At 72.1% G+C, this 25,020-nt stretch carries 18 protein-coding genes; 6 read left to right on the top strand and 12 right to left on the bottom strand.

The features are described 5' to 3' along the window. Positions 1 to 112: 112 nt before the first annotated feature. The 5 genes from OOK07_RS06720 to OOK07_RS06740 are packed head-to-tail and all read right to left on the bottom strand — an operon-like array spanning position 113 to position 8,110. Entirely contained in the window at positions 113 to 718 is a 606-nt protein-coding gene (locus OOK07_RS06720) for a GTP-binding protein (protein WP_266795499.1), read from the bottom strand. Then, entirely contained in the window at positions 699 to 4,322 is a 3,624-nt protein-coding gene (locus OOK07_RS06725) for a hydantoinase B/oxoprolinase family protein (protein WP_266795500.1), read from the bottom strand. The genes OOK07_RS06720 and OOK07_RS06725 overlap by 20 nt, the downstream gene beginning before the upstream one ends. Positions 4,323 to 4,346: 24 nt before the next feature. Next, positions 4,347 to 4,742, bottom strand: coding sequence for a DUF742 domain-containing protein (locus OOK07_RS06730; RefSeq protein WP_266795501.1), 396 nt, complete (start codon positions 4,740 to 4,742; stop codon positions 4,347 to 4,349). A 9-nt stretch (positions 4,743 to 4,751) separates the two neighbouring features. Next, positions 4,752 to 5,189 (bottom strand): roadblock/LC7 domain-containing protein, encoded by a 438-nt coding sequence (locus OOK07_RS06735; protein ID WP_266677841.1) that lies wholly within the window; start codon positions 5,187 to 5,189, stop codon positions 4,752 to 4,754. After that, positions 5,186 to 8,110 (bottom strand): nitrate- and nitrite sensing domain-containing protein, encoded by a 2,925-nt coding sequence (locus OOK07_RS06740; protein WP_266795503.1) that lies wholly within the window; start codon positions 8,108 to 8,110, stop codon positions 5,186 to 5,188. Before OOK07_RS06740 ends, OOK07_RS06735 begins: the two co-directional genes overlap by 4 nt. 419 nt (positions 8,111 to 8,529) lie before the next feature. Between OOK07_RS06740 and OOK07_RS06745 the strand changes: the two genes are divergently transcribed. Next, entirely contained in the window at positions 8,530 to 9,132 is a 603-nt protein-coding gene (locus OOK07_RS06745; protein WP_266795504.1) for a hypothetical protein, read from the top strand. Positions 9,133 to 9,165: 33 nt separating this feature from the next. Here the strand turns inward: OOK07_RS06745 and OOK07_RS06750 are convergent, their stop codons facing one another. From OOK07_RS06750 to OOK07_RS06765, 4 genes are all read right to left on the bottom strand, one after another. Next, on the bottom strand, positions 9,166 to 13,788 hold the full coding sequence (locus OOK07_RS06750) for a hypothetical protein (RefSeq protein ID WP_266795506.1): 4,623 nt from the start codon (positions 13,786 to 13,788) through the stop codon (positions 9,166 to 9,168). A 37-nt stretch (positions 13,789 to 13,825) separates the two neighbouring features. After that, positions 13,826 to 14,713, bottom strand: coding sequence for a hypothetical protein (locus OOK07_RS06755; RefSeq protein ID WP_266795507.1), 888 nt, complete (start codon positions 14,711 to 14,713; stop codon positions 13,826 to 13,828). A 106-nt stretch (positions 14,714 to 14,819) separates the two neighbouring features. Next, entirely contained in the window at positions 14,820 to 16,346 is a 1,527-nt protein-coding gene (locus OOK07_RS06760; protein WP_266677851.1) for a hypothetical protein, read from the bottom strand. Positions 16,347 to 16,507: 161 nt separating this feature from the next. After that, the gene (locus OOK07_RS06765) at positions 16,508 to 17,209 is read right to left on the bottom strand and encodes a GntR family transcriptional regulator (protein WP_266795508.1); all 702 of its coding nucleotides are present in this window, start codon (positions 17,207 to 17,209) and stop codon (positions 16,508 to 16,510) included. Positions 17,210 to 17,382: 173 nt separating this feature from the next. Here OOK07_RS06765 and OOK07_RS06770 point away from each other — a divergent pair, with 173 nt between their 5' ends. Genes OOK07_RS06770 through OOK07_RS06790 form a run of 5 tightly spaced genes read left to right on the top strand, consistent with a single transcriptional unit; the run spans position 17,383 to position 21,822 of the window. Next, complete coding sequence (locus tag OOK07_RS06770) at positions 17,383 to 18,678, top strand: MFS transporter (protein ID WP_266677855.1); 1,296 nt, start codon at positions 17,383 to 17,385, stop codon at positions 18,676 to 18,678. After that, positions 18,675 to 19,496 carry a putative hydro-lyase gene (locus OOK07_RS06775; protein ID WP_266795510.1) on the top strand — a complete coding sequence of 274 codons (822 nt, stop codon included), beginning with the start codon at positions 18,675 to 18,677 and terminating at the stop codon, positions 19,494 to 19,496. The genes OOK07_RS06770 and OOK07_RS06775 overlap by 4 nt, the downstream gene beginning before the upstream one ends. An 18-nt stretch (positions 19,497 to 19,514) precedes the next feature. Continuing rightward, entirely contained in the window at positions 19,515 to 20,273 is a 759-nt protein-coding gene (locus OOK07_RS06780; RefSeq protein ID WP_266795512.1) for a LamB/YcsF family protein, read from the top strand. Continuing rightward, on the top strand, positions 20,270 to 20,887 hold the full coding sequence (gene pxpB / locus OOK07_RS06785) for a 5-oxoprolinase subunit PxpB (protein ID WP_266795514.1): 618 nt from the start codon (positions 20,270 to 20,272) through the stop codon (positions 20,885 to 20,887). The genes OOK07_RS06780 and pxpB overlap by 4 nt, the downstream gene beginning before the upstream one ends. Beyond that, complete coding sequence (locus tag OOK07_RS06790; protein ID WP_266795516.1) at positions 20,884 to 21,822, top strand: 5-oxoprolinase subunit C family protein; 939 nt, start codon at positions 20,884 to 20,886, stop codon at positions 21,820 to 21,822. The genes pxpB and OOK07_RS06790 overlap by 4 nt, the downstream gene beginning before the upstream one ends. A gap of 18 nt (positions 21,823 to 21,840) precedes the next feature. On the opposite strand, the gene OOK07_RS06795 is transcribed toward OOK07_RS06790, so the two are convergent. From OOK07_RS06795 to OOK07_RS06805, 3 genes are read right to left on the bottom strand one after another with little or no spacing between them, the layout of a single operon-like run. Further along, complete coding sequence (locus tag OOK07_RS06795; RefSeq protein ID WP_266795517.1) at positions 21,841 to 22,686, bottom strand: SGNH/GDSL hydrolase family protein; 846 nt, start codon at positions 22,684 to 22,686, stop codon at positions 21,841 to 21,843. Then, on the bottom strand, positions 22,683 to 23,840 hold the full coding sequence (locus tag OOK07_RS06800; RefSeq protein WP_266795518.1) for a glycosyltransferase: 1,158 nt from the start codon (positions 23,838 to 23,840) through the stop codon (positions 22,683 to 22,685). Before OOK07_RS06800 ends, OOK07_RS06795 begins: the two co-directional genes overlap by 4 nt. Continuing rightward, complete coding sequence (locus OOK07_RS06805; RefSeq protein ID WP_266795520.1) at positions 23,837 to 24,982, bottom strand: glycosyltransferase family 4 protein; 1,146 nt, start codon at positions 24,980 to 24,982, stop codon at positions 23,837 to 23,839. Before OOK07_RS06805 ends, OOK07_RS06800 begins: the two co-directional genes overlap by 4 nt. Positions 24,983 to 25,020: the final 38 nt, after the last annotated feature.

A 25,020-nucleotide genomic window follows, 5' to 3' on the forward strand; every position in this document is an offset into this window, starting at 1 on the left:
TCGCGAAGGGGCGAACGTTGCCTGCCGGGCACTGGGCACACGCGCGCGTGCGTGAGCCGTAGGCAGCGGCCCGTACCCCGGTCGGCGGGGGTACGGGCCGCCTCCGCGCGGTTCAGGTGGCGACGGGCTCCCGTCGGTCGGCCGCATGCGCCATCGCGTGCTCGACCACGCCGATGAGGATCTCCTTGACGGACTCCCGGTCACGGGCGTCCGTCAGCACGACCGGTACGCCGTCGTCCAGGTCGAGGGCTTGGCGGACGTCCTTGGCAGGGTAACGGGCCGATCCCTCGAAGCAGTTGACGCCCACGAGGAAGGGTATGGAGCGCCGCTCGAAGTAGTCGACGGCGGCGAAGCAGTCCTCCAGGCGGCGGGTGTCGGTGAGCACGACGGCGCCGAGGGCGCCCTCGGAGAGCTCGTCCCACATGAACCAGAACCGCTCCTGACCCGGCGTGCCGAACAGGTACAGCACGAGGTCCTCGCGAAGTGTGATGCGGCCGAAGTCCATGGCCACGGTGGTGGTGTGCTTGCCCTCCACGCCGCTCGTGTCGTCGATCGGGCGGCCGGCCTCGGTGAGCAGTTCCTCGGTGCGCAGCGGCCTGATCTCACTGACCGCGCCGACGAGGGTGGTCTTGCCCACGCCGAAGCCGCCGGCCACCAGGATCTTGAGCGTGACGGGCTCGACCGGTGGCTTCCCGCGCTCAGAACGCCCGAAGATCATCGACTTCTTCTCCTGCTTGATGGGGGTGGGACGACGGCAGGCCGTAGCCTCCGCCGCCTGGGGTTTCGATGACGAGTACGTCGTCGGGTCCTACCTCGGCGGAGTCGCTGCCGCCGAGCGCGGTGACCGTGCCGTCCGCGTGCTCCACACGGTTGGCGCCCAGTGCGCCGGGCTCGCCGCCCGCCATGCCGTACGGCGGGACCCTGCGGTGCTGGGACAGCGTGGAGACCGTCATGGGCTCGTGGAAGCGGATGCGGCGCACGGCGCCGTCCCCGCCGTGCCACTGTCCGGCGCCGCCGCTGCCGTAGCGGACGGTGAACTCGTCGACCCGGACGGGCAGCCGCCATTCCAGGACCTCGGGATCGGTGAGCCGCGAATTGGTCATGTGGGTCTGCACGACGGGCGCGCCGGGGAAGCCCTTGCCCGCGCCGGATCCGGAGGCCACGGTCTCGTAGTACTGGTAGCGCTCGTTCCCGAAGGTGACGTTGTTCATGGTTCCGGAGCCCTCCGCTTGCACGCCGAGCGCGGCATAGAGGGCGCCGGTGATGGCCTGGGAGGTCTCGACGTTGCCCGCGACGACGGCGGCCGGCGGCTCGGGCGCCAGCATGGAGGCGGGCGGCACGACGATGTCCAGGGGGCGCAGACAGCCGTCGTTGAGCGGGATGTCGTCGGCGACGAGCGTGCGGAACACGTACAGAACGGCCGCGTTGACCACGGCCAAGGGCGCGTTGAAGTTGCTCGTCAGCTGCGGTGACGTACCGGTGAAGTCCACGGTCGCGGAGCGGTTTTCGCGGTCCACGCGCACGCGTACCCGGATGACAGCCCGCGAGTCTGTCTCATAGGCGTACTCGCCGTCGTCGAGGGTGTCGACGACCCTGCGTACAGCCTCCTCGGCGTTGTCCTGGACGTGCTTCATGTACGCCTGGACGACATCAAGACCGAAGTTCTCGATCATGCGGCCGACTTCGTCGACGCCCTTCCTGTTGGCGGCGATCTGGGCGCGCAGGTCGGCAAGGTTGGTCCTGGGATTGCGGGAGGGGTAAGGCGCCTCGGTGAGCAGGCGGAGAGTCTCCGCCTCGCGGAAGCGGCCGTCTTCGGCGAGCAGCCAGTTGTCGAAGAGGATGCCTTCCTCCTCGATGGTGCGGCTGTTCGCAGGCATGGAGCCCGGGGCGATGCCGCCGATCTCGGCGTGGTGGCCGCGGGAGGCGACGTAGAAGAGGATTCGGTCACCCTGCGTGTCGAAGACGGGGGTGATCACGGTGACGTCGGGCAGGTGGGTGCCGCCGTGGTACGGGTCGTTGACGGCGTATGTGTCTCCGGGCCGCATCGAGGTGCCCCGACGCCTGATGACCTCCTTGACGCTCGTGCCCATCGAGCCCAGGTGGACGGGGATGTGAGGGGCGTTGGCCACCAGGTTTCCGTCCGGGTCGAAGAGGGCGCAGGAGAAGTCGAGGCGCTCTTTGATGTTGACGGACTGGGCGGTGGACTCCAGCCGGGCGCCCATCTGTTCGGCGATGGACATGAAGAGGTTGTTGAAGACCTCAAGGAGAACCGGATCAGCTTCTGTGTCGAGATCGGAACTCTGCGTAATCGCCACGCGTTCCATGACCAGATGCCCGTCGTCTCGTGCCACGGCCTGCCAGCCGTCGTCGACGACGGTCGTCGCGCCGGCCTCGGCGATGATCGCGGGGCCGGTGACGGTCTCGCCGGGAGGGAGGTCCTCGCGGCGGCGGAGGGGTACGTCGCGCCAGGCGCCGCCGGTGTGGAGGCGGACAGGCGCGGCCGCGGCGCCCGAGCGGGCGGCTTCGTAGGGGGCGAGCACGGAGAGATCGGGGGGTTGTGTGATGCCGGTGGCTTCGACGGAGAGGGCTTCGACGACGATCGGGCGCTCCAGCGTGAAGGAGTACGTGGCGCGATGACGTTCTTCGAAGGTGTGACGCATCGTGTCGGGCTCGGTCAGCTCGACGGTGAGGGGGGTGTCGGTGCCGTCGTACCGCACCTGCGCGCGGCGGGTGATCCGGATGTGCTCCTCGGGGACGTCCTCGGCAAGAAGTTCCGCACGGGCGGCTCGCTCCAGGTCGTCGGCCGTCCTGAGGACGGCCGGCATGGACGCCGGCTCCAGGGGTGCCTCTACGGACTGTTCGCGCATGGCGGTCGTGTCCGCGAGGCCGATGCCCAGCGCGGACAGGACACCTGCCATGGGCGGTACGAGGACCGTGCGGATGCCGAGCGAGTCGGCGACCATGCACGCGTGCTGGCCACCCGCACCTCCGAAGGTGGTGAGGGCGTAGCGGGTGACGTCATGGCCCTTCTGGACGGAGATCCTCTTGACGGCGTTGGCGATGTTGGCGACGGCGATCTGCAGGTAGCCCTCGGCGACCTGCTCGGGCGTGCGGTCGTCTCCGGTCCTGCTGCGGATCTCGTGCGCGAGCACGGCGAAGCGGTCGCGCACGAGCGGCGCGTCGAGAGGCTGGTCTCCGCCCGGGCCGAACACCTCGGGAAAGTGCGCGGGTTGGATTCGGCCGAGCATGACGTTGGCGTCGGTGACGGCGAGCGGGCCGCCGCCGCGGTAGCAGGCGGGTCCCGGGTCCGCGCCCGCCGAGTCCGGCCCTACGCGGTAGCGGGATCCGTCGAAGTGGAGGATCGAGCCGCCGCCGGCCGCGACGGTGTGGATGTCGAGCATGGGGGCGCGGAGTCGGACTCCGGCGATCTGTGTGATGAAGACACGCTCGTACTCGCCCGCGAAGTGCGAGACATCGGTGGAGGTGCCGCCCATGTCGAAGCCGATGACCTGGTCGAAGCCGGCCAGCTGCGACATACGGGCCATGCCGACGATGCCTCCCGCCGGCCCGGAGAGGATGGCGTCCTTGCCACGGAACTGACCGGCTTCCGCGAGCCCTCCGTTGGACTGCATGAACATCAGCCGTACGCCTCGGAGTTCGTCGGCGACTTGCTGGACGTAGCGGCGCAGCACAGGCGACAGGTAGGCGTCGACGACCGCGGTGTCCCCGCGGGGCACGAGCTTCATCAGCGGACTGACCTCACTGGACAGCGAGATCTGCGGAAAGCCGATGCGCGCGGCCAACTCCCCGACGGCCTGCTCATGGGCGGGGTGCAGGTGGCTGTGCATGCAGACGACGGCAACGGCGCGGAGGCCGTCGTCGTACGCCTCCTGGAGGGGTCCGGTGAGAGCGTCGAGGTCCGGGGCACGCAGGACCGTGCCGTCCGCGGCGATGCGCTCGTCGACCTCCACGACCCGTTCGTGCAGCAGCTTGGGGAGGTCGATGCGGCGTGCGAAGATGTGCGGCCGGTTCTGGTAGGCGATGCGCAGGGCGTCCCGGAAGCCCCGGGTGACGACCAGCAGGGTGCGTTCGCCCTTGCGTTCCAGGAGCGCGTTGGTGGCGACCGTCGTTCCCATGCGGACGGCCTCGACCGGATCCTGGGAGCCGGCCAGCAGTTCACGGACGCCCGCGACCGCCGCGTCGGAGTAGCGCGCCGGGTTTTCCGACAGCAGTTTGTGCGTCAGCAGGCGGCCGTCGGGGCGTCGCGCGACGATATCGGTGAACGTGCCACCCCGATCGACCCAGAACTGCCAGCCAGCCACCTCAGTACCCCGATTCCGCGCCGCTCACAGTGCCCGGAGGCCGTTGATCACGTCGCGCAGAATACTCTCGTCCGGCAGTTCGGCAGGGGGTACGGGCCGGGTCACACGGACGAATTCGCCGGCCACGAGGTCGCCGATGAGGACGCGCACCACTCCGATGGGCAGATCGAGTTCTGCGGCGAGTTCGGCGACCGACTGGGGCGCGGCGCGGCACAGATCGACGATGTCCACGTGTTCCGGAGACAGCATCGCGTCGGTGTCCGGGTCGTCCGCCTGCGGCTCCGTGACGACCACCGCGATCAGGTCGAGGCGATGCTGGCCCTCACTGGTGGTACGACCGCGCGTCATGGCGTACGGACGGACGACCGGTCCCGCCTCGTCGTCGAACCAGTGGCTTCTTCCCTGACCGTCAGCGTTCATGACATCTCACTACCCGCCTGCGGACAGATCGGTGCGCGGGGCAGCGCCCAGATGCACCCCGACCCGCTTCACCAGGAGCGTCATCTCGTAAGCGACCTGGCCGACGTCCGAGTCGGCGTCCGAGAGGACGGCCAGGCAGCTGCCGTCGCCGGCGGCCGTCACGAAGAGGAAGGCCTCGTCCAGCTCGACGACCGTCTGCCGGACGTTGCCGGCCTCGAAGTGGCGGCCCACGCCTTTGGCGAGGCTGTGGAACCCGGAGGCGACGGCGGCGAGGTGCTCGCTGTCCTCCCGGGTCAGATCCTTGGACACACCCGTCGGCAGGCCGTCGCCGGACAGCACGACGGCCTTGCGGATGCTCGCGACGCGGTCCACCAGGTCGTCCAGGAGCCAGTTGAGCTCCCCGGACTTGTTGGTCGCGGTGTGGCCGGTCGTCTTCGGTGCGGTCATCGACCGTCCCCCCTTGTCGTTCGTTGTGGTGCTGTGCCGCTGTGGGCGTCGTCAGCCGCGGCATTCTCGTCGCGGCCGCGCTGCCAGCCGCGCTGGAGCGAGGCCATCCGGCTGCGGACCTCGTCGGCGTCCCGCTCCACGGGCTCCGGGGCGTCCTCCGTGTCCCGCCGGTTCTGCTTCAGCTGCGGTGCCAGGCTGGCCTGCCGTACGCGCCGGGGCAGCGGGCCCGAGCCGGAGCCGGTCTCCTGCGGGGCGGTGCCGGGGCGCTTGGCCGCGGTGCCCTCGCCCATGGTGATCGCGGCGGGACGGTTGCGCATGGAGAGGGCGGGAGCCTGCGGGCTCTCACCGGGACTCGGTCGCTCGGGTGCCGGGGACACAACGCCGTCAGCGGGCCGGTCGGCGCCACCCGCGCCCGGGCGCAGCGGTGAGGCTCCACGCCGCCGTGTCGGCAGCGGTGGCGCTCCCTGGTCGGGCCTGCTCGTGCCGCGGCCGCCCGCGGGCTCCTCGCCCCGGCGGGGCGAGGGCGGCGGTGCGGCGGCTTCCGGCTCGGGCCGGCCGCCCGGGCTCGCCGGCGGTTCCCCGGCGGCGTCCTCGCGGCGCGAGCGCTGCTCGGTGACCGGGCGTCCGTGCGAGCTGACGAGCTTCGGTGCCCGGCGACGGGGCAGCCGGACCGGCTCGCCGATTCCGTCCGCAGCGTCGATGCGGTCCGGTTCATGGGTGCCGGCTTCGTCCTGAAGGGGACCGTCGCTGCGGCCGGTTCTCTCGTCGTGCGCGAGAGAGATGGAGCGGCGCGGGCGGAAGATGCCGCCGCGCTCGCTGTCCTCGTCGTCGAGCGCGCCCGGGAAGTCCTCGATGGCGTCGAGGTCGACGGGCGCCTCCAGTTCGACCGGCCCGTCCAGAAGCGCGGCGGGCCGACCGGGAAGCGGCACGGGCCTCGGGGAGAGCGCGGTGCGGCGGCTCTCCTCCAGGTCGGCCTCCTTCGTCGGGTGGGGCCGGTCGAGGCGGAAGCCGATGCCGTTGGTGTCGGGGACGTCGTCCGTCAGCAGCGCGTCGGGGACGAAGAGGACCGCCGTGGTGCCGCCGTACGGGGACGGCTGCAGGGAGACTCGGACGTTCTGCCGCTGCGCGAGCCGGCTGACCACGAACAGGCCTAGCCGGTCGGTGTCGGACAGTTCGAACTCCGGTGTCTCGGCGAGCCGGAGGTTGGCATCCAGAAGAGCGTCGGCGGCCATGCCGAGGCCGCGGTCGTGGATCTCCAGGGTGAAGCCGTTGGCGACCCGTTCGCCCAGGACCTGAACGGCCGTGTGCGGTGGGGAGAACACCGTGGCGTTCTCCAGGAGTTCGGCCACGAGGTGGGTCAGGTCGGCGACGGCTGGACCGGTGACGGCGATCCGCGGCAGGCGGCGGACCTCGATGCGTTCGTAGTCCTCGACCTCGGCGACCGCGGCCCGGACGACGTCCATGAGCTGGACGGGCTTGCGCCACTGCCGGGAAGGGGCTGCGCCGGAGAGGATCACGAGGCCCTCGGCGTGCCGTCGCATACGGGTGGTCAGGTGGTCGAGGCGGAACAGATCGGCGAGCTCGTCGGTGTCCTCGGTCCGGCGCTCCATGGTGTCGAGCAGGGTGAGCTGCTTGTGCAGGAGGACCTGGCTGCGCCGGGCGAGGTTGACGAACACCTCTGAGACCCCGGCGCGCAGTTCGGCCTGTTTGACGGCGGCTTCGACGGCGGCGCGCTGCAGGGTGTTGAGGGCCTGGCCGACCTCGCCGATCTCGTTCTTGTCGTATTCGAGGCGCGGCACCTCGGTCTCCACGTCGACCTGTTCGCCCGCAGACAGGCGCCGCATGACGCTGGGCAGCCGCAGGCCGGACGCCTCGTGGGCCTCCAGTCGCAGTTGCCTCAGGTCACGGATGAGGGCACGGCCGACGCGCACGGACAGGAAGAGCGAGAGCAGCAGGGCAACCAGGCCCAGTACGCCGGCGACGGCCGCCTTGGCGATGACCCCCACGGCGACCGGACGGACGCGGTCCTGATAGCGGTCGCTCGCCTGGTCATTGAGGGTGCCAAGCTTGTCGAGCACGCTTCCGGCGAAGGTGTCCCAGCTCTGCGCCGTGACCTCGCCGGGCCTGCCGTCGGCGGAGGAGACGGCGTCCTGCTCGGCCACGCGCAGCGGGGCCGTAGCGGCGTTCTTCCAGAACCGCTCGTAGCGTCCGCGGTCCGAGGAGGGCAGCAGCGGCAGGTTGACGTCGTACATCAGGCTGCGCTGGGCGACGAGGTCGGAGATGTCGCGGCTCTCGCCGCGTGTGAGCTTGCCGACGATCAGAGCGGAGCCGAGGAGGGCGTCCTCGCGGGAGAGCAGTTCGCGGGCCCGCGCGAGGTTGACGAGTGCGCGGTACTGCTTGTCCATCTCGGCGTTGTCGACGACGTGAAGATTGCCGAGCAGGACGTAGCAGGGGTCGACCAGGTGGTTGTAGAGGTCGAGGGTTTGGGCGCGGTCGACCGTGCCGTCCTCGACGCTGCGGCGCAGGGCCTCGATGCCGTCGAAGGCATCCAGCACTGCACCCAGACTCTCACCCGTGCCGTCGCCCATCGCGTCGCGCACATCGGGGTTCTTGGAGTTCTTCCGGATCTCGGCGACGGCCTTGTCCGTGGCGGTCCTGCTGCGCCTGAGATCGGCGAGGCCGTCGGCGGCCCGGGGGTCGGCCAGGTAGACGAGGGTCTGTCGGCGTTCCTGCTGCAGGACACGGACGGTGTCCTCCATCGGATACCCGATCTTCTCCACCACGTCCGACACGTTGAACAGATCTTCTGCCTCGCGCCCCGTGAGCACCGTGGCGAAGCCCCAGATCGCGGTGAGGGACACCAGCGGCACGAGAAGCAGCGCCACGATCTTCCGGCGGATCGACTTCCCGCGAAAGCGCATGGCCTCCCCCAGCTCGACCCCCAGCAGCCGGGGGTACACATGTACGTCAACAAACGGCGCGAGCCTACTACCGACGAACAGGTATCTCGAAGAGCAGTCCGGAAGCTGAACTTCCGCGCGGGCGACGAGACATGGGGAGTTGTCCCGTCATTGCGGGAGATTGCCTCCCCGATTCCCTGGACGACCGCAGAAACGTATCCGGCCGACCTACCCGGCCAGTTGGCCTGAAATTTACGCTCGGCGGGAATCTTCGGGACGACTCGTTCGTCCTTCTCTACGGGGAATGGGTGCGGAATGAGCCACAGGAGCCGTATCCCGCACCCCGGCGGCGTAAAACAGCGCAAGCCGGGCAGCCACTGGGGAGCCGTGCCATCGGGCACGGGGCGAGCGGTCTGCTGGCGGTGGGGAGTGACACGTTGATGGGCACGGCGGAGCGGCGCGAGGCGCCCGGGGACGGCTTGACGGCACAGCTGGCGGGGCAGCCGGGCCAGGAGGCACGGGATCGCGACATTCCAGCAGACACGCACGAGAGGAGAGGCGGCCGCGGCGTGCCGGCGGATGTGAGTGACGGGGCGGCAGGGTACGCGAGCACCGCGGCTGCTGGACGGAGGAAGGACGAAGTGCGGTCGTCCTACAGCCCGTTGTGGGTCGAGGAGCCGGCGCGGCGGCGTCGGATGCCCGATCCGGTGCGTACGGCGGCGGTGCGAGCGGTGATCATCATCGCTGTGACGCTGATACAGGCAATGGTGGCCTTCCTGTGCACCATGGCCGGATCCTGGCTCGCCTTCCCGATGGTCATCAGCAGCGTCGTCAGCACGGTGGTGGCCACCTGGGGCGCCCTCGACGTCTGGGTGACCCGTCAGGTCTGGAACCAGCGCAACGGCGTGGTATCGACACCCAGCAGCAGCGCCCGGACCCTGCGCCGCGAGCGTCGCCGGGACCGGCGGCAGCTGAAGGCCACCGAGCGGGCCCAGGAGCGGATACGTCGGCGCGGCGGGGCCGGGCAGTTGTCACACCCCTGACCCGCCCCGTCTGCACGGTGCTGGGTGCCGGTCCTACGGGACGCTGGGGGCAGGGCGTTTGAACATCCGTGTCGCCGTGATCTCGCTGTGCACCGCATCGCCCTCTCCGGCCGGGGCCTGCTGCGGCAGACCCGGACGGAGGTGTTCCTCCACGCTGATGTACTTCAGCCCGGCCCTCAGGTCGGCATCGTTGCGCAGCCGGATGACCAGGGGGAACTCCGCCAGCGCGGTCGTGTCGAACAGACCGGTGGTGTACAGGAGTTGGACGCCGAGCGCGTCGGACACGGCCCGCTGGAGTTCCAGGAGGTAGGTGGCGTTGGCGCGCCCGATGGGGTTGTCGAGGAACAGCGTGCCGGCGTGCCGGTGCTTGTCGCGGCCCCGGTCGTTCGACCGCAGCGCGGCCATCGTGCAGTACAGGGCGATGGCCGCGGTGAGCAGCTGGCCGCCGGAGAACACGTCGCCCATCTGCCCGACGGGCACCCGCTCGGCGCGCAGCACGGCGTCCGGCTTGAGGATCTCCACGGCGACGCCCTTGGGCTGAAGTGCCGCGCCCACGCCCCGCAGCAGCAGGGACATTCCGTCACGGCGCAGGTCGGAGTTCTTCTTGACGGCCGCCCGGGTCGCCTCGTCGATGACCTCGCCGAGCCGTTCGGTCAGCGTGGCCTGGTCGGGCTCCTCGAAGCGGATGCGCAGGAACTCCTGCCCGGACCACTCCCCCAGCCCCTCGGGCAGCCGGGAGAGCCGCTGAGCGGACCGCAGCGTGGCCAGCGCCGACTCCACGAGCCCGCGCAGCCGGTCCACGATCGAGTCCCTGTTCCGCTCCAGCTGCACCAACTCGTCGGTGAGCACACGAAGTCGGGGCGCGAACGCGTCAGCCCACTTCTGGGCGTGCTCGGGCAGTGCGGAAGCGGGCAGCTCGCGGATCTGCTGCCGTGCCGGAGTGCGGACCTGCTCGTAGCGTGTGGAGTTGGCGTGCCGGACGAGCACGTCGCTCGCCTCCCGCACGGCGGCCTCGGTGGCCGACAGGTCGGCGGCGCAGCCGCGCAGGGAGCGGCGGGCCTCGGCGGCAGAGTGCCGGGCCTCTTCCAGGCTGCCGGTGTAGGGCTCCGACTCCTCCTGCTCCTCGTCGAAGGCGTGTTCGCGCAGCAGGTCGCGGAGCATCGCGGTGATCTCGTCGAAGCCGCCTGCCGCGTCCTCGGCCGCACGGTGCGCATCGAGGAGTTCGGCGTGGGCTTCCCGGGACTGGGTCAACGCATCGCTGCGGGAGGCGAGTTCGGCCGTCGCCGTGCGCAGCAGTGCCTGTGCGTGCTCGGCGTCGCGCGGCCGGAACTCCTCGGGCAGCTCGGTGTGGACCTCGCCGTCCTCGGGCGCATGCCGCTCGGTCTCGCCACGCAGCCGTCCGAGCTGCTCGCTCGCGGTCGACATCCGGGTCTCCAGGAGCTGCACCAGCTCCTCGGCCCGCGCGGCGGCAGCCTGTCGGGAGGGTCCGTCGGAGCCGTCCGGCGACTGCAGCAACTGCTCCGCGCGCGTGCGGACCTTGTTGCTGAGCCGGTCCAACTCGGTGCGGGCCGTGCTCTCGTCGCTCTCCGCGCGTGCCTGCTCGGCGCGCAGGTCGGCGCCGACGCCGACCTTCTCATAGAGCTGGGATGCGGCGCGGTAGGCCTCACGGAGGGCAGGCAGTGACGGCTTGGCGGCTGCCTCGGCGTCCTCCGGTACGTCGTCGGGGGCGCCCGCGATCTCCGCGCGCTCGGCGCGCAGGGCCCGGGCCGTGCGGCGGGCATCGTCGGCGGCGCGCTGGGCGCCGCGACGGTCCTCGTCGGCGGCGCGGGCACGCTCCAGACAGGCCTGGGCGCGAGCCTCCGACTCGGCGCCCTCGTCGGCCAGTTCGCGCAGTTTGACCTGCCATCCGGCCCGTTCACGCAGTCGGAAGGCGAGTCCAGCGAGGGCGTCGGCCGCGCGCCGGGCCTTCTGCGCGCCCTCCTGCCGCTCGTCCCGCACCTGCGCTGCCTCGGCGGCGACCTCGTCGGCCTCGGCCCGCACCGTGCGCGCCTCGGCCAACTCGGCCTCGGCCTCCTCGGCGAACGCCCCCGCGTCCTGCGCGGCCCGGGCCAGCTCGACGAGCCGCCCGGCCGGGCAGCCGGTGCGCCAGGAGGCGAGCCGCGCCGCCAGCTCCCGGTCCTTGCCGAGGCGCGCGGCGAGTGTCCTGATCTCCTCGTCCCGCTCGCCCGCCCGCGCGCGCAGCGTCTGCCGCTCCTCGTCGGCGGCGTGCTCGTCGTGCATGGCCGGGTTCGGCGGAACAAGGAAGACGCTGCTGTCGCCAGAGTCCGCGGCCGGGGTCGGTGCGAGCAGGGCGGCTGCCGTGCCGACTGCCACGGCGGAGCGTGGCAGCAGCGCGGCCTCGTTGAGGGTCTCGCGGGCCCGTGCGTGCGTGTCGGGATCGGTGATGATCACGCCGTCGACCAGTTCCGGCCGCGCCGCGAGTACGCGCGCGTGATCGGCGGGGTGCACGGCCTGGGCGAGGTAGCGCCAGCCGGGCAGCGCCGGAATGCCGTGCTCACCGAGGAACTCCACAGTGGCCAGCACGTCCGGCCCGGGCGGCAGTAGTCCCCCGTCTCCGAGTGCGCCGAGGATCCGGGAGTCGTCGGCCGCGGCGGTACGCAGCTCGAAGAGCTGCCGTTCGGCGGACGAGACGGAGTCGTCGAGCAGTTCGCGCAGTTCGTCGGCGAACCGGTCTAGCTCTTCGGGGCCGAGGGCCGGCCGGCTGCCCTCCGTCTCGTGCCGGGGATGCGGGACCAGAGGCCGTGTGTCGCTGCCGGAGACGCTCAGCAACTCCGCCAGCCGTTCTTCCGCGGCCAGAGCCTCGGCGATGCGGCGCTCGGCCTCGTACGACCGCCGGTTCGCCGTCGCCGCGTCCGCCGCGCGTGCCGCCGTCAGCTCCGCGCGGGATTCCGCCGAGGCCGCCTCGCGCGCGTGTTCCGTGGCCTTGCGCGATGCCTCGCGCGCCGTGTCCCAGGCGGCGACCGCCGTCTTCTCGGCGTCGCTGGCCGCGAGGGCGGCGCGGGCCGGGTCGGCGTCGGGCGCGCTGTCGTCGAGCCAGCCCGCGCGCACCGCTTCGGCGGTCTCCTGCTCGACCTCGGTGAGGCGCTGCCGCAGATGCCCGACCTCGCTGCGAGCCCGCTGTGCTTCGGTGGCGGCGGCGGTCGAGTCCCGGTGGGCGGCCTCGCTCACCTCCTGCAGCGCGGCGGACCGCTCCTCCTCCTCGTTGGCGAGGCTGTCGGCGCTTCCCGCGGCCGTGTGCAGGGCCCGTACGAGATCCACGGCGGCCTTGGTGCGGGCCGCGAGCGCAGGGGCTGCGTCCCGCTCGGCCTCCTGGATCGCGGCGGCCACCCGCGCGACCCGGTCGGCGGCGGCGCGATGGCGCAACACGGCCTCGGCGGCCTGCCACGCGGAGTGCAGCGTGCGGGCGTCGGCGAGCTCGCGCTTGTGCCCGGCGGCGGACTTCTCGGACGCGGCGAGCGCCAGCGAGGCGTTGCGGTAGGCGAGTTCGGCGGCGATCAGCGCGCTGCGCTCCCGGCCCGCCTCGGAGTGGGTGACCGCGTAGGCGGCCGCGGTGACGCGCTGGGCGAGGTCGGCGGCCCGGACGCGCTCCTGCCCGCCCCGCGCCGACAGGCGCCGTGCCAGTGCGCGGGTGCGGCGCTCGGCAGCGGTGTGGATGTCACGCGCGCGTGAGCGGGCGTCGGCGGCCTCGACGATCCGTCCCAGGAGGTCCGCCGATCCAGCAGTGAAGTCCCGTTCGGCGATCAGTTCGGCCCGGCGCCCCAACTTGTTACCGAAGCCGCTGACCAGGTCGGCAAGCCCGTCGGTGTCCCGCGTGTCGGTGACGGCGCGCAGCAGCAGGTCGGTGAAGTCGGAGTCCTTCTTGACCGCGAAGAGGCCGGCGGCCTCGCCCTCGTCGGCGTTCATCTCGCGCTGGTAGCGGAAGAGTTCGGGGTCCAGACCGAGGTCGCCGAGGTGCTCGATCCACCGGTCGTGGATCTCCTCCCAGTGCACCTCCAGATGCGGATACGCCTTGCCCGCCTCGGTGAGGGCGTCCCGGAAGCCCTTCATGGTGCGCCGCCGGCCCTGCGCTCCGGACTGGCCCTCGGCAGTCGGCCGTACGGATGTGGCTTCGGCGACGGGCAGGTTGTCCAGGGACAGCCCGGGGCCGGGCCGGAAGGAGTACCAGGCCTCGGCGAACTTGCGCGGGTCGTTGGAGACTTGGCGGCCTCGCCACTCGCTGGCCTTACCGACGACGACGCACTCGCCGGTCAGCGTGTGCTGCCACTCCAGGGCGACGTGCCCGCAGTCGTCGGCGAGCAGGAACTTGCGCAGCACGCCGGAGCTGGCGCCGCCCAGGGTGTTGCGGTGACCGGGCAGCATCACGGAGAAGATCAGCTTCAGCAGCACGGACTTGCCGCCGCCGTTCTCCAGGAAGAGCACGCCGGCGGGTGCGGGGCGGCGCGGGGGGCCGACGGGCTCCTCCTCGAAGAACTCCGCCTGGGCGGGCGCGGGGTCGGGCACGGGCTCGCCCACGCCTCGCAGGTCAAGCACGGTGTCGGCGTAGCGCGCACCGGCGGGACCGATGGAGTAGAGGCGGATCCGGGACAGCTCGTACATGGCGGACTCTCGTAAGTCTTCGGCAGGTCGGAAAGGTTCAGGAGCTGGACGCGTGGAACGGCAGCCCGGCGTCGGCCACCGGCTCCAGGTCGTCGGTGTCCTCGGCGGGCAGCAGCGTGGGCATGCCGTCGGTCACCGGGACCACGCCCAGCTCCAGCAGCTCGGCCATCGCGGCACTGCCCGCCATGTCACGTACCTGGAGCTGGTAGCGGGCGGTCGTGCGGTAGGTGCCGCCGTTGTCGTCACCGGTGCGCTGCAGGAACCCGGAGTCGGTGAGGAAGGCGGCCGCCTTGCCCACGATGCCGGTTGTCGAACCGGCGAGTCTGCGCGCGTCCTTGGTGGCACCGGCAGCACTGCGTCTGGCCCAGATCCGCCACGCGGCCTCCAGCCCGGGCGCGTCGGTGGCCGGGTCCGTGTTGTCGCCGTGTTCCGCGGCCCGCTCCTCCAGGCGGCGGCAGGCCTGCCGTACGAAGGCGTCGACGCCGTTGACGGTCACGCGCCCGATGTATCCGTCGTCGGCCAGGTCCTCGGGGCGCGGGAACGCCATGGCGGCGACGGCGAGGTGGGCCAGCCCGTGCAGGAAGCGGTCCCCGCCGTCGGCGGAGGTACGACGCGCGTAGTCGCCCATGCGGACGGCGAACACGGAGTCCTCGGCCGCCGTCACGGCCATCCCCGCGCGCGGGGACACCTCGAGCACGACGAGCCCGAGCCCGGCGGCCACGGCGTCCGCAAGGCGCGCGAACGGCGGGTCCTCGCGATACCGGCGCAGCAGGTCCGCGTACTCCTGGTCCCGCGCGGGCTGCAGCTTGGGCTGCAGTCCGAACGCGACGAGCCGGGCCGCGTCGGCGGCGTCGGCGGGCGTGACGGCGGCGGTCGCCGACGGGGCCGGGGCCTCCGTGTCACTCCACTCGACGTGCTCACTCACGACTGCAACTCCTTGGTCTGATGATCGGGGGTGCCGGGATGCGCCCCGGCGGGGGCGCGGGGAACTGCGCGACCAGCCGCAACGGGTCCGGGGCCGGGGGGCCGCATCACGCCGCCTCCGTCCTGTCGGCCGCCATCCCCACCGCGTCCAGCAACGCGGTCCCCACGATGAGGTCCGCCCCGCCGAACTCCGAGTCGTCCAACTCCGTCCCGTCGTCCACGGCGAACAGCAGCTTTTCCTCGCCCTGCCGGTAGGCGGTCCCCACCGCCGGACTCGCCGCGTGAACGGCCAGCAGGGCCACGAGATACGGCAGATCCGGATCCTGCCGCCGGGCCTCGGCAAGCAGCCCGGAAAGCCGGCGTGGTGCGTCGGCCGGCAGATCCAGTAGCTCCGTCGCCGCCGCCAGCTGCTCCTCGCTGAAGCGGCTGTCGTCCGGCGTGGCGACGAGATCCGGCTCGGGCATCTCGGCACCCAGGTGCTCCCGCTCCACCGGCGGCGTCAGCAGGATGTCGACCAGGTCGGTCACCCGCACCGACACCGGCGTACGCAACCCGGTGCCGCGCGCGAAGTAGGCGTCCGTGACGCGCACCGCCTGCTCCAGGGGCAGCGGCAGGATCGGTGAGACCAGCTGCCCGTACAGGTCGATGCCCGACGATGTCATCGGCGTGGCGAAGGCCTGCCGGTCCTGCTCGGCGCGGAACAGGGGTCCCGCCTCCAGCAGCCGGGACTGAAGCTGCGTGTGCCGCCGGATGCAGTCCTTGACGATGTCGACCAGCTCGGCGGCGCGCCGCTTGTGCTCGGCGTCCTCCGTCTCGTCCCGCGCCTTGCGGATGTTGGTGAGGATCGCGTTCTCGTGGCGGTACCGGTCGGCCACGTGGTCCAGCGCTTCGGCGATCATGTCGGGCACGGAGTTGAGCCAGTCCACCGCCCGGACGTTGCGCCGGGTCGCGTCCAGGGCTCTGCGGAGTGTCTCCGAGTACTGCACGGTCCGGTAGCGGGCCTGCTCGGCCGCGAGTTGGGCGTCGGCGAGGCGGCCCCGGTTGATCAGGACCTCCAGCTTGACCTCGGCGGCGATCTGCGCGCTGGTGACGTCCGTGTCGAGGGCGCCGACCAGGACGTTGACCGCCTCGTCGGTCGTGCGGAGGTAGACGGTGCCGCCGGGGCCGGGCACCTCCTCGATCAGCTTGAAGTCGTAGTCACGGCGGACGTAGCTGCCGTCGGTCGTGAACGTGCCGTAGACGGCCCTGAAGCCTCGGTCGACACTGCCGACGTTGACCAGGTTCTCCAGCACCCAGCGGGCCACGCGCTCGTGCTCGGCGACCGGCCGCTGCGGGGCCTGGGCGGCGATGCGCGGAATGAGGCGCGCGACTATCTGGTCGTGGTCGGCACCCGTGTCGAAGTCCATGTTCAGGGTGACCAGGTCGATGGCGGCGAGGGCCACCTCCGCCATGCCGTACACCGAGTACTCACCCGCGAGGTTCGCCTTGCGCACGTCGAGGTCGTGGAGCGGCGCGGTGCAGGCGAGCGCACGCAGGCGCCGCGCCAGACCCTCGTCGGCGGCCGGGCCCGGTGCGGGGCGCGGCCCCGCGCTGAGCTGGGGCGGAACACGGTCCGTCGTTGCAGGCGAAGTCACGGTGCACAGACTAGGTCCTCGGTCTGACAACGACCCAAACGGCGCGGATCGCCTCCGGCGCTCGGGCGGACGGCTGCCGGACGTTCTTCGTGTGCGGGCCGGCGGGGGTTGATCACGCCCACGCGGCGGAGCCGTATATCGGTACGGCCCCGCGCCCGCCGCTAAGTGGCGCTGTCCGCGCCCACCCTTCGCCTGTACACCTCGACCACGCGCTCCAGCGAGTCCTCCAGGTAGACCGCGAGCAGCTTCTCCGCCTCCGCCCGAGCCCCCGCCTGCAGGACCTGCAGAATCTGCCGGTTGCGCGCGAGGTAGGGCTCGTGCAGCCGCCGCGGGTCGTCCACGAGGTGGAAGGCGAGGCGCAGTTCGGCGAAGACGCTGCGCATCAGCTCGTCGGTGCGGGCGCTGCCGGCGAGGGCCACCAGCTCCCGGTGGAAGTGGATGTTGGCGGTACCCACACCTTTCCAGTCACCCTCGCGCGCTGCCTGCTGCCCCTCCTCGACCACCCCGGCGAGCGCGTCCAGGCCGTACGGCGGCCCGCCGAGCCCGCGGACGACGGCGCACTCGACGAGGCCGCGGGTGCGGTAGATGTCCTCCACGTCCTCGACGGTCAGGACCCGGACGAAGACGCCCCGGTTCAGCTCGTGGACGAGCAGACGTTCGTGCGTGAGCAGCCGGAACGCCTCCCGCAGCGTATTGCGGGAAACGCCGAGTGCGCCGCCGATGCTGTCCTCCGAGAGCCGGGTCCCGGGTGGGAAGAACCCCTCGGCGATACGGCCCCTGAGGATGTCCGAGACGCGCTCGGCGGTGCTGGTGCGCCCCAGGAGAGCCCGGTCGTCGGCCAGTCCTGTCAGCTGCTCTGCCATGCCCGGAATTCAATCGCAGATCCAAGAACGCATCAACAGGGGTATTGAAGGATCGTTCAACGATCCTCTACCTTGCTGTGCACGGCGCCGTCTCCCGCACCGAGGCGCCGACCGCTCCCGCACGGCACGGCTCATCCCTGAAGCACCCTCCGTCCTCCCTCTGCGAGGTGCCCATGAGCACGACCCCTCCACCGCAGGCCCTGACCGAGCACTCCGAAGCAGACCAACACGCACTCGACGACGGCGCGTTGGGCTGGCTGCGCGCTCTGGGGCCGCGTGGCCGGCGCGCGTTCGCCGGCGCGTTCGGCGGCTATGCCCTGGACTCGTACGACTACTTCACCCTGCCTCTGAGCATGGTCGCGCTGGCTGCGTACTTCGGCCTGGACAGCGGCCAGACCGGCCTCTTCACGACGGTCACGCTCGTGGTCTCCGCGGTCGGCGGCGCCGTCGCGGGCGTGGTGGCGGACCGGGTCGGCCGGGTCAGGGCACTGATGGTCACGGTGATCACCTACGCCGTCTTCACCGTGGCCTGCGGCTTCGCGCCCAACTACGAGACGCTGCTGGTCTTCCGGGCGCTCCAGGGCCTCGGTTTCGGCGGTGAGTGGGCGGTCGGCGCAATCCTCGTCGCCGAGTACGCGAGCGCCAGGCACCGGGGCCGTACCCTCGGCGCGGTCCAGAGTTCCTGGGCCGTGGGCTGGGCGCTGGCCGCGATCGTCTACACCCTGGTCTTCTCGTTCGCCGGCGCCGACCTTGCCTGGCGCATCATGTTCTGGACGGGCGCGCTGCCGGCGCTGCTGGTGATCTGGGTGCGGCGCCGGGTGCACGACGCCCCGGAGGCGACCGCCGTACGCGAACAGAGCGCCGAGAAGGGCTCGTTCACGGCGATCTTCAAGCCCGGCCTGCTGCGCACCACGATCTTCGCCGGGCTGCTCTCCACCGGCGTACAGGGCGGCTACTACACACTCGCCACCTGGGTGCCGACCTATCTGAAGAGCGAGCGCGGTCTGTCGGTCGTCGGCACCGGCGGCTACCTGACGTTCCTGATCTCCGGCGCGTTCCTCGGCTATCTGACCGGCGGTTATCTGACCGACCGGCTGGGCCGCAGGCGCAACATCTGGCTGTTCGCTCTGCTGTCGGCCGTCTGCATCCTGGCGTACGCGAACATCCCCAGCGGCGCCAACACCCTGCTCCTGGTGCTGGGTTTCCCGCTCGGGTTCTGCATGTCGGCGATCTTCAGCGGCTTCGGGTCCTACCTGAGCGAGCTGTACCCGACGGCGGTCCGGGGCACGGGCCAGGGCTTCACGTACAACACCGGGCGCGCCGTGGGCGCCGTCTTCCCCACGACGGTCGGTTTCCTGGCCGACAGCTGGGGTGTGGGCGGCGCGCTGGTGTTCGGCGCGATCGGCTACGGCATAGCGGCCCTGGCACTGCTCGGGCTGCCGGAGACCCGTGGAAGGGAACTCGCGTGAACCAGACGGAAGACCGCCCTGTGACCGTCGTCGACGAGCACGCGCACGCGTGGAGCCCGAAAGCCGCCCGGGCCCGGTTCCGGGACGGGCTCACCGGCCCCACCGCCGGAGTCGCGGCCGGCCACACCCAGGTCAACCTGATCTCGGTGCCCGCCGACTGGGCCTACGACATGCTGCTGTTCTGCCAGCGCAACCCCAAGCCCTGTCCGGTGCTCGACGTGACGGACGCCGGCTCCGTCACGACCGTCCTGGCGGACGGAGCGGATCTGCGCACCGATCTGCCGCGCTACCGGGTGTGGCGGGACGGCGAGTTGGTGGACGAGCCGACGGACGTACGTGAGCACTGGCGCGACGATCTGGTGTCGTTCCTGATCGGCTGCAGCTTCACCTTCGAGTGGGCGCTGGCCGGGGCGGGCGTCCCGATCCGCCACGTCGAGCAGGGCCGCAACGTGCCGATGTACGTGACCGACCGTCAGTGCCGTCCGGCCGGGCGGCTGCACGGCCCGCTGGTGGTGTCCATGCGGCCGGTGCCGCCGGTGCACCTGGCGGCGGCGATCCGGGAGAGCAGCCTGCTCCCGGCGGTGCACGGCAGCCCCGTGCACTGCGGCGATCCCTCGGGGCTCGGCATCGTCGACCTCGGCAGCCCCGACTTCGGCGACCCGGTGGACGCGGAGCCGGACGACATCCCGGTGTTCTGGGCCTGCGGAGTGACCCCGCAGGCGGCGGTGACGGCCTCGCTCCTGCCCTTCGCCATCACGCACGCACCGGGACAGATGCTCCTGACCGACGCCCGCGACGAGCAGTACCGCGTGGCCTGAGACGTGAACGAAGGATCCATGACCTCGATCGATCTGAACGCCGACCTCGGCGAGGGTTTCGGCCGCTGGCGGCTGACCGACGACGAGCAGTTGCTGTCCGTCGTCACCAGCGCCAACGTGGCCTGTGGCTTCCACGCCGGGGACGCGGCCACCATGCGGCGGGTGTGCGAGCTCGCGGCCGAGCGCGGCGTCCGGATCGGCGCCCAGGTCTCCTACCGGGACCTGGCCGGATTCGGGCGGCGCGCGATGGACGTGCCGCCCGCGGAACTCGCGGCCGAAGTGGCGTACCAGATCGGTGCGCTGGAGGTCTTCGCACGCGCCGCGGGTACGCGCGTGTCGTACGTCAAGCCGCATGGCGCGCTCTACAACCGCGTCGTGCACGACGAGGAGCAGGCCGGCGCCGTCGTGGACGGCGTGCGGCTCGCCGACGCCACGCTGCCCGTCCTCGGCCTGCCCGCCTCGCGCCTGCTGGAGCTCGCCGGGGAGGCGGGCCTCCCTGTCGTCACTGAGGCTTTCGCGGACCGCGCGTACACCCCTCAGGGCACCCTCGTGCCGCGCGGCCACGACGGTGCCCTGGTCACCGACCCGGAGGCGGTGGTGGAACGCTCCCTGGGCCTGGCCCGCTTCGGTACGGTCACCTCCCACTCCGGTGCGCGGGTCGACGTACGCGCGCGTTCCCTGTGCCTGCACGGGGACACGCCGGGTGCCGTGGAGCTGGCCCGGCGGGTCCGGGAACGCCTGCAGGAGGCCGGTGTCCGGGTGGAGGCCTTCGTATGAGGGTGCTGCCCGTCGGAGACGGTGCCCTGCTCGTCGAGGTGTCCTCCGGTGACGAGGCCCGGGCGCTGCACGCGGAGTTGCTGCGCCGCCGCGCGGAGGGCCTCCTCATGGTGCGCGAGATCGTTCCCGCGGCGCGCACCGTCCTGCTCGACGGACTCGACGACCCGGTCGGTCTTGCTTCCGAACTGACCTCCGCCGAAGTGCCCGTCGCGGCCCGCAGCGAACAGGACACCGTGGACATCCCGGTGCGCTACGACGGTCCCGACCTGGCCGATGTCGCCGCCCACTGGGGTGTCCGCGAAGAGGACGTGGCCCGTATCCACGCGGCCACCGAATTCAGCGTCGCCTTCTGCGGGTTCGCCCCCGGCTTCGGCTACCTCACCGGTCTTCCGCCGCGGTACGACGTCCCGCGCCGGGCCACCCCTCGTACGTCGGTCCCGGCGGGGTCGGTGGCATTGGCGGGCCCGTACACGGGTGTGTACCCGCGTTCGTCGCCGGGCGGATGGCAGCTGATCGGGCGCACGGACACCGTGTTGTGGGACCACGCGCGCGTACCGGCCGCGCTGCTGTCGCCCGGTACGCGCGTGCGCTTCGTCCCGGTGGAGTGCTCATGACCGACCGGGCGCTCGTCGTCGTACGGGCCGGAGCGCTCACCACCGTCCAGGACCGCGGACGCCCCGGGTACGCGCATCTCGGTGTACCCCGCTCCGGAGCGCTCGACGGCCCCGCGACGCGGCTCGTCAACCGGCTGGTCGGCAACCCGCTTGAGGCCGCCGTCCTGGAGACCACGGTCAACGGCTGTGCCGTACGGCCGCGGTCCTCCGTGACGGTGGCCGTCGGGGGCGCCCCTTGTCCGGTCACCCTGGACGGCCGGCCGGTCGCCTGGGGAGCACCGGTGCGCGTGCCCTCCGGTGCGCTCCTGGACGTGGGAACGGTCGTCTCCGGAGTGCGCAGCTACGTGGCCGTCTCGGGTGGCATCGCTGTCGACCCGGTGCTCGGCAGCCGCTCCACGGACCTGCTGTCCGGCCTGGGCCCGGCACGCCTCGCGGACGGCATGGTGCTGCCCCTGGGGACGCCCGATGGCACCCACGCGCGTGTGGATGTCGCCCCCCAGCCGGCACCCCCGACCGAACTCGTCCTGCGGGTGACTCTCGGTCCACGCGACGACTGGTTCACACCGGAGGCAGTACGCACCTTCACGTCCGGCACCTATCGGGTCTCCTCCGCCAGCAACCGGATCGGTCTCCGCACGGAGGGCCCCGCCCTCGAGCGAGCCCTGCCGGGCGAACTCCCCAGCGAGGGCATGGTGCTCGGTGCGGTCCAGGTGCCTCCGGAGGGCGGACCGGTCGTCTTCCTGGCCGACCACCCGACCACCGGGGGCTATCCGGTGATCGGCGTCGTCTGCGCCCAGGACCTCGCAGCAGCGGCCCAGGCCCCACCGGGCACCCCGGCCCGCTTCGTCAGGACACGCAGCCGCCTGCGCCCCGAAAGGGGCGCGGGGAACCGCGCGACCAGCCGCAACGGACCGGCACCGGCCCACCGGCCGTAACGGCCCTCGGCGCAGCGCTCACGCCACGTCCGGCTGTTCGACCGACACCGCGGCCAAGGCCGCGGAGACTGCGGCAGCGGCCCGCAGATCCAGCCGCGCGCTGGTCCCCCGCACCCGGTGCCGCATCTCGTCGGCGGCGAGACGCAGGAGCTGCGGCAGCAGGTCGGTGCACCGCCGGGCCAACCACGCGGTGCCCGCCGTGGCCAGCCACACCATGCTCGCCGACCTGGTGGGCACGGGGTACTCCGGCTCGGACGAGGGCGCGGTGCCCGTGGCACGGTCCTCTTCCGCCAGCAGCGAGTGGAAGCGCGCCGCCAGCTGCCGGTGTCCCCGCTCGCCCGGGTGCAGCCGGTCCGCGCTCCACATCGCACGGTCCGTGATCCAGTCCTCCTCGGCCGCGTGCAGATGGACGGCCCCGTAGCGTTCGGACAGCGCGTGGACCACCCGGTTGACCGCCCGCTGCCGCCGGGCCAGCGGACGGGCCAGTGAACCCGGCAGGCCGAGCATCGAGCCCGGGTCGGGCAGACAGGCCGTGAGCAGGGTCGCGCCCTGCCCGGTGAAGGCGGCATACACCTTGTCGAGCCGTTCGGCGACGGCATGGATGTCGAACGTGCACCGCAGGGTGTCGTTGACGCCGATCACCACGGACGCGACGTCCGGCTTCAGCGCGAGGCCGGCCGGCGTCTGCAGTTCCAGCACTTCACGGGTCTGCGCCCCGCTCACCGCGAGGTTGGTGAACTCGACGGACTCCATGGCCAGCCCGCCGGCGAGCAGCGCGGCCCAGCCGCGCCACCCGTCTGCGACGGGATCGCCGACGCCCTCGGTCAGCGAGTCCCCGAGGGCCACGAAACGTACCGGTCTCATGCCACGCCCCCGGGCACGAAACGACGCACCGGTACCGTCGCGTCGTGCGCGGCGAGGAATGCGTCCACGGCCGTGTTCCAGCTGAAACACTCCGCACGCGCGCGTGCCGTCTCGCGCCGCTCCCGCTCGGGGAGTTCGAGCAGCATGTCGACGGCGTCCGCGAACGCGTCCCCGTGGTCCGCCGCGACGGCGCCGGCGGATCCGATCACCTCGGGCAGCGCGGACGACGTGCTCACCACCACGGGCGTACCGCAGGCCATCGCCTCCAGCGCGGCCAGTCCGAACGTCTCGGCGGGCCCGGGCGCCAGGCACACGTCGGCGGAGGCCTGGAGCGAGCCAAGCTCGCCGCGGTCGGAGACATGTCCGAGGAAGGTGACGGGCAACCCGCGCTCACGCGCCCGCTGTGCGAGCCGCGGGCGCAGCGGCCCGTCCCCGGCCACCACCAGCACCGCCCGCCGGCCCCGTCGCAGCAGCGCCTCCAAGGCGTCCAGCGCCGTGCCGGGCCGCTTCTCCACGGACAACCGCGTGCAGGTGACGAGCAGCGACTCGTCCACGCGCGCGTACCGTGCGCGAAGCCCCGGGTCGTGCAGCGCGGGACGCCGCTCGACCAGGTCGACGCCCAGCGGGGCGCGTACGACGTTGCGGGCGCCGATCCGCACGAACTCGCGCTCGGCGAACTCGGTGGTGCACACCACGCGCGCGTACGTGTGTGCCGTACGGACGTTGAGGGCGTCGGCGGCGCGCCGGGCCGCCCCCTCCGGCAGGCCCCAGGTGCGCAGGACGCCGTCGGCGGTCTCGTGGGAGACCATCACGGCGGGCACACGGGCGCGCCGCGCCCACTTTCCGGTCCACCTGAGGGTCGTACGGTCGGAGACCTCCAGGCGGTCGGGCGCCAGCTCCTCCAGGAGCCGGGCCACGCGCCGTTTGTCGGTGAGCACCCGGTACCCGCCCGTGCCGGGCAGCAGCGGCCCAGGCAGGGTGATGACACGCCCCTGCTCGGTGTCGCGGTCGTCGGCGCGCTCACCGGGGACGATGAGCACCGGCTCATGTCCGGCCGCCTTGAAGCCCTTGCCCAGCTCCCGCAGGGCGGTGCGCAGACCGCCGGAGGAGGGGGCGACGAAGTTCGCGAGGCGCACGATCCGCAGAGAACTCATGCCGCCACCGCCGTCTTCTTCCGCGCGGCGAGCACATCCGCGTAGTGGCCGATCAGCTGATCACCCACGGCCGCCCAGGTGCGGCCCTCGACCGTGGCGCGTGCGGTGACGCCGAAGGCGGCCCGCCGTGCCGGGTCGGCGGCCAGGGACCGCACGGCGTCCCGTACGGCGTCGGCATCGTGGGGCGCCACCAGCAGCCCGGTGTGCCCGTTGGCGACCAGGTCGAGGGGCCCGCCGGCGGCCGGGGCGACGACGGAGACGCCGCTCGCCATGGCCTCCTGCACGGTCTGGCAGAAGGTCTCGAAGGGACCGGTGTGCGCGAAGACGTCCAGCGAGGCGTAGATCCGGGCGAGCTCGTCGCCGGTACGGCGGCCGAGGAAGACCGCCCCCGGCAGTGCCTCCGCAAGGGCCGGCTGGCTCGGACCGTCGCCCACGACGACGACCTTCACTCCTTCGAGGCCGCACACGCCGGCCAGGAGCTCTATGTGCTTCTCGGGGGCGAGCCGGCCGACGTAGCCGACGATCACCTCGCCGTTCGGGGCGAGTTCGCGGCGCAGGGCCTCGTCGCGCAGGTCGGGGCGGAAACGGACGGTGTCCACGCCGCGCTGCCACAGCTTGACCCGCGGCACGTCGTGGGTCTCCAGGTCGTGCATCGAGGCGCTGGAGGGGGCGAGGGTGAGGTCGGCGGCGGAGTGGACGGAACGGATGCGCCGCCAGGCCGCGGCCTCGCCTGCGCCCATGTAGGTGCGGGCGTATCCGGCCAGATCGGTCTGGTAGACGGCCACGGCCGGGACGCCGAAGCGGGCGGCGACCGCCATGCCGCGGACGCCGAGGACGAAGGGGCTGGCCAGGTGGACGACGTCGGCCCGGTGCTCGACGACGGCCGCGGCGAGGCGGCGGCTGGGCAGGGCGACCCGGACCTGGGGGTAGCCCGGGAGCGGCAGGGAGGGGACTCGGACGACGGGGCACGGCGCCTGAGCATCGGGCCCGGTACCGGCCCGCCCGATGAGGGCGGTGCTGGCCGGGGCGACAACGAGCGGAGAGTGACCGCGATCTACGAGGTGCCGGGCGGTCTGGAGCGCGCAGTGGGCCACGCCGTTCACGTCGGGGGGAAAGGATTCGGTCACGATGACGACACGCATACCCGTGTTCTCGCCCTGCTGGACGTGGTCGCGTCAAC

The sequence above is a fragment of the Streptomyces sp. NBC_00078 genome (assembly GCF_026343335.1).
Taxonomy (GTDB): domain Bacteria; phylum Actinomycetota; class Actinomycetes; order Streptomycetales; family Streptomycetaceae; genus Streptomyces.